General features: G+C 68.0%; 7 protein-coding genes. 4 read left to right on the top strand and 3 right to left on the bottom strand.

Annotated elements, in window-relative coordinates:
• Positions 1-99: 99 nt before the first annotated feature.
• Positions 100-372: a PLD nuclease N-terminal domain-containing protein gene (locus WB461_RS03480; RefSeq protein WP_423851329.1), complete on the bottom strand. Its 273-nt coding sequence runs from the start codon at positions 370-372 to the stop codon at positions 100-102.
• Between the two features lie 69 nt (positions 373-441).
• Between WB461_RS03480 and WB461_RS03475 the strand changes: the two genes are divergently transcribed.
• Both WB461_RS03475 and WB461_RS03470 read left to right on the top strand, forming a co-directional pair.
• Positions 442-708 (top strand): DUF4229 domain-containing protein, encoded by a 267-nt coding sequence (locus WB461_RS03475; RefSeq protein WP_423851328.1) that lies wholly within the window; start codon positions 442-444, stop codon positions 706-708.
• Positions 689-1,807, top strand: a complete 1,119-nt coding sequence (locus WB461_RS03470; protein ID WP_423851327.1) for a PLP-dependent cysteine synthase family protein — start codon at positions 689-691, stop codon at positions 1,805-1,807. The genes WB461_RS03475 and WB461_RS03470 overlap by 20 nt, the downstream gene beginning before the upstream one ends.
• A 34-nt stretch (positions 1,808-1,841) precedes the next feature.
• Here WB461_RS03470 and WB461_RS03465 read toward each other — a convergent pair whose 3' ends face one another.
• Both WB461_RS03465 and WB461_RS03460 read right to left on the bottom strand, forming a co-directional pair.
• A complete protein-coding gene (locus WB461_RS03465) occupies positions 1,842-2,336 on the bottom strand; it encodes a metallophosphoesterase family protein (protein WP_423851326.1) in 495 nt (164 codons plus the stop codon).
• Entirely contained in the window at positions 2,337-3,227 is an 891-nt protein-coding gene (locus WB461_RS03460) for a 1,4-dihydroxy-2-naphthoate polyprenyltransferase (RefSeq protein WP_423851330.1), read from the bottom strand.
• Between the two features lie 66 nt (positions 3,228-3,293).
• On the opposite strand from WB461_RS03460, the gene WB461_RS03455 reads away from it, so the two are divergent.
• Both WB461_RS03455 and WB461_RS03450 read left to right on the top strand, forming a co-directional pair.
• Positions 3,294-3,854 (top strand): hypothetical protein, encoded by a 561-nt coding sequence (locus tag WB461_RS03455; RefSeq protein WP_423851325.1) that lies wholly within the window; start codon positions 3,294-3,296, stop codon positions 3,852-3,854.
• On the top strand, positions 3,851-4,716 hold an 866-nt coding region (locus WB461_RS03450; RefSeq protein ID WP_423851324.1), incomplete at its 3' end, for an AMP-binding protein. The genes WB461_RS03455 and WB461_RS03450, both read left to right, overlap by 4 nt.

The raw sequence follows: 4,716 nt of genomic DNA, 5'->3' as shown, positions 1-4,716 counted from the left end.
GTTCGCGGCTTTGCCGGATCGTTTCTCGCCGGTGCCGGGCTGCGCCGGGGCGCCTGCCTCGCCTTTGGCTCGGCCGGGGCGCCGGATCGATCAGGCGGGTCAGAGGCCGCGGAGATAGTCGGGGTCGTCGTCGGGCCCCATCGGGCCGCGCGGCTTGCGGGGCTTGGGCGCCGCCGGCTTGCCGAGGCCGGGCAGCTGGCGCTTGCGGCCGAGGAGCAACCAGAGCACCGGGCCGATGCCGACAATCAGCAGGACGACGAACCACAGTGGCTTCGGGATGTACCGCACCCGGTCGCGCGGCGTGGCTATCAGGTCGAACAAGGCGTAGACAAACAGTGCGATCCCGATGACCACGAGGATGAACTTGCCCATGAGCCGACTTTACCGGGCGGGCTGCAACCGGCCCGCCGGTACGAGTCGATGAAGGATTAGGCTGCCGCCATGAAGGCATTCTGGACCTACACCCTGGCCCGACTCGCCCTGTTCGGCGCGACCTTCGGGGTTGTCTGGCTGATCGCCTCGTTCTTCGTCGAGTGGGGCAGCGCGACGACGCTGTTCGTGCTGCTGATCTCGCTGCTTCTGTCGTCGGTGATCTCGATCTTCGCCCTCGCCGGGCTGCGGGACCGGCTCGCCCAGAACGTGCAGGAACGTGCTGCGCGGATGAGCCAGCGGGTCGAGGAGTCGCGTCATGCCGAAGACGTCGACTGAGAGCCGCGCCTGGATCGCGGAGGCCATCCGCCGAGTCGACGCCGACGCCAATCGGAGCGCCGACACCCACCTGCACGTCCTGCCGATCCCTGTTCCGGGCATCGAGCTCTATCTCAAGGACGAGTCGGTGCACCCCACCGGCAGCCTCAAGCACCGGCTGGCCCGGTCGCTGTTTCTCTATGCGTTGTGTAACGGCTGGATGCATGCCGGATCGACAGTCATCGAGGCATCGAGTGGCTCGACCGCGGTCAGCGAGGCATACTTCGCGCGGCTCGTCGGCCTACCGTTCGTCGCGGTCATGCCGGCCTCGACGAGCCCCGAGAAGATCGCGCTGATCGAGTTCTACGGTGGGCAGTGCCACCTCGTGGACGACCCCGGAACGGTCTACGACGTCGCCCGGCAGCTCGCTGAAGACTGCGGCGGCCACTACATGGACCAGTTCACCTACGCCGAGCGGGCCACGGACTGGCGGGGCAACAACAACATCGCCGAATCAATCTTCGAGCAGCTGTCCGCAGAGCCGCACCCGTGCCCGAGCATGATAGTCGTCGGCGCCGGAACGGGCGGCACCTCCGCGACCATCGGCCGCTTCGTCCGGTACCGACGCTTCGACACCCGCATCGTTGTCGCCGACCCAGAGAACTCTGCGTTCTACGGCGGGTGGGAGGCAGACAGCTCCGATGTCACGACTGCCACCTCGTCGCGCATCGAGGGCATCGGCCGCATGCGTATCGAGGGCTCGTTCGTCGGCGGCGTCATCGACGACATGGTCCGCGTGCCTGACGCCGCCTCGATCGCCGCGATGCGATGGGTCTCGGGCATCCTGGGCCGGCCCGTCGGTGGCTCGACCGGCACGAACATCTGGGCCTCGCTGCGCAAGATCGGTGAGATGCGCGCGGCCGGCGAGAGCGGCAGCATCGTGACGCTGCTGTGCGATGGCGGGGAACGCTACACCCACACCTACTACGACGATGGCTGGTTGGCCGATCGTGGTATCGACATCACGCCGTACTCCACGGCGCTGGCAGAGTTCGACCGCACCGGCTTCCTTCCCGACGTCCAGCCTACTCAGCCAGGAGGCGCCGAGCCGGCAATGTGAGGGCCTCTCCGGGTGTCGGCTCGCAGTGAGCTCCTCAGGTCACCGGTCGGATCTCGGCGGAGATGATCGCACCGGCGTCGATCAGGATCCGGCCCATCGTGCCGTGCGGTTGGCGGCGCTTGTCGGTCGGCGACCCGGGATTGAACAGACGCTGCCCGTCCGCCTCGGTGTCCCACGGAATGTGGGAGTGTCCGAACACGACCAGGCCGGCATCGGGAAATCGTCGGCGCATCCGGCCTGTCCGCCCGACCTTGGCGCCACTGTCGTGGATCATCGCGACGCGCAGGCCGTCGAGATCGAGCTCCAAGGTCTCCGGCGCTCCCCATGCTGCGACGTCTGCGCCGTCGTTGTTGCCGCGCACCACGTGGACGGGGGCGTACGCGGCCAGCTCATCGAGCACCGATGGCAGGCACACGTCACCAGCGTGGAGTATCGCGTCGATGTCGCCGAGCTGCTCCGCGACCGCGGCCGGCATCGCCTTCCAGAACCGGGGGGCGTGGGTGTCGGAGATGACCGCTACCCGCAGCATCTAGGCCCCGATGACCAGACCGAGACCCAGGCCGGCTGCGTAGACGAGCTCGGCGAGGCCGGTGTCGCGCAGCACCGGGATCAGTGTCATTCCGGTCGAGCCCGAGGCGACGGTCTGTCGGGCGCGCACGGCTAACGGCACCATCAGCAGCCCCAGCAGCGCCCACACCGTGAACGCGGACGCCCACACCAGCGACACCAGAGCCAGGGCCAGCAGGAGGGTGAAGAGCTGCCGCGTTCGACGATCGCCCAGGACGACAGCAAGAGTGCGCTTGCCGGTCACCGAGTCGGTCGGGATGTCGCGCAGGTTGTTGGCGACCAGGATCGCGCAGGCCAACGAACCGATCCCGATCGATGCCGCGAGGGCGAGCCAGGTGAGTTCTCCGATCTGCACGTACGCCGTGCCGAGAACCGCGACGAGTCCGAAGAAGACGAAGACGCTCACCTCGCCGAGGGCGCGGTAGCCGTACGGGGAGGGTCCACCGGTGTAGGTCCAGGCGGCGCCGATTGCCGCGATCCCGACCAGGAGGAGCCACCAGCTGGTGGTCGCGGCAAGGATCAGCCCGAGCGCTCCGCCAAGTGTGAAGAACGCGAACGCGGCGAGCTTGACCGAGCGGGCAGGCACGAGGCCCGATCCCACCAGCCGCAGCGGCCCGACCCGGTCGTCGTCAGTGCCCTTGATGCCGTCGGAGTAGTCATTGGCGTAGTTGACGCCGATCTGCAGGGCCAGCGAGACCCCCAGGGCGAGCAGTGCCTTCCACCACACGAATGAGCTCGCGTACGTTGCGGCGCCCGTCCCCGCGAGTACCGGAGCAACGGCGGCCGGGAGTGTGCGGGGTCGGGCGCCGGCGATCCACAACTGAAGGGAGGATGAGGCGGGAGCGTTCACGATCAACCAGTCTGCCACCTGTGCCTGCGAGCGTTGTCCACTGCGCCCTGTCAAGGTATCATTGACAATGTGGACATCCCCGATCGTGAATTCTCTGACCTGATCGCTCGCGCGATCGCGCGTCTGGACCCATCGATCGAGCGACGGCTGGACAGCGAGCCCCAGGCTCACCTCGAGCTGGCAGTCTTGACCAACCGTGCGTACGAGGAGGCTGGCCGCCTCCTGCGTTCGTCGGTGGCCTCGTCCCGGGCTGCAGGGTCGAGCTGGGAAGCCATCGGCTCGGCTCTCGGCATGTCGCGCCAGGCCGCCCAGCAACGTTTCGGTCATCTCCCGGAGGTGCCGCCACCCGACTCCGAGCACCGGCAGCTCGTCGGCCTCACCGCCTTCAACGAGATCGACCAGCTGAATGTCTGGGGAGCTCATGGGTGGCACTCGGTCAGCTACGGGCCGATGTTCCACACCGTCGAGAGGTCGTCGACACAGTGGACGCACAAGCGTGCCGTGATCGGCAGCCGTCGGGCGCGCGACCTCGAGTCCAAGGGCTGGGAGCGGATCGGAACCATGTGGTTCCCATGGATCTATCTCAAGCGCCCGATCGATCTCCCACCCGAGCCCGGCGAGCCGTCATGACGGCCAGCCTGCGCCCGGTCGGTGGGTCCCCCCGCGAAGTTTTCGACCTGGTCCGGGCCTGGGTCCTGGACGGTGGCGCCCCGTTGGTGATCCGGACATCTGGCAGCACCGGCGAGCCCAAGGACGTTCTGCTGTCCCACGGTGCGGTGCTGGCCTCGGCCCGGTCGAGCCTGGAACGTCTCGGGGGTCCTGGTGGTTGGTTGCAGGCGATCCCAGTCACCGGCGTCGGCGGCCTGCAGGTCCTGGTGCGGTCGGCGCTGGCTGGTCTCGAGCCGGTGTTCGCCGGGGAGCACGGGACGCTCGCGGAGGCGGTGGCCGCGATCCCGGGACCGCGGCGCTACGCCTCGCTCGTCCCGACCCAGGTGCACAGACTGGTCGATGCGGGCGACGTCGAGGTGCTGACTCCTCTGGACGCACTGCTGATCGGTGGGGCGGCGGTCGCCCCCGAGCTGCTGGAATCGTTGCGTGTCGCTGGAGTTCGAGTTGTACGCACATATGGGATGAGCGAGACCAGTGGCGGATGTGTCTACGACGGATTGCCGCTGGACGGCGTTCGGGTCCAGATCGACGACCACGGCCAGGTGCATCTGGCCGGCCCGGTGCTGTTCGACGGTTACGCCGATCCCAGCGCAACCGAGCGCGTGCTCGTTGACGGCTGGTTCGCGACTGCCGATCTGGGTTCGGTCGATGCCGGCGGACGTCTGCGGGTCATCGGCCGCAGCGACGACGTCGTGATCAGTGGTGGCGTCAACGTGCCGCTGCCAGCAGTCACGGCAGCACTCCGCGCCCAGGAGGGCGTCGGCGACGCCGTCGCGATTGGTGTCCCTGACGACGAGTGGGGAACCCGGGTCGTGGCTTATCT

The sequence above is a fragment of the Aeromicrobium sp. genome (assembly GCF_049587115.1).
Classification (GTDB): Bacteria; Actinomycetota; Actinomycetes; order Propionibacteriales; family Nocardioidaceae; genus Aeromicrobium.
This window is presented reverse-complemented; position numbering and strand designations above follow the sequence as displayed.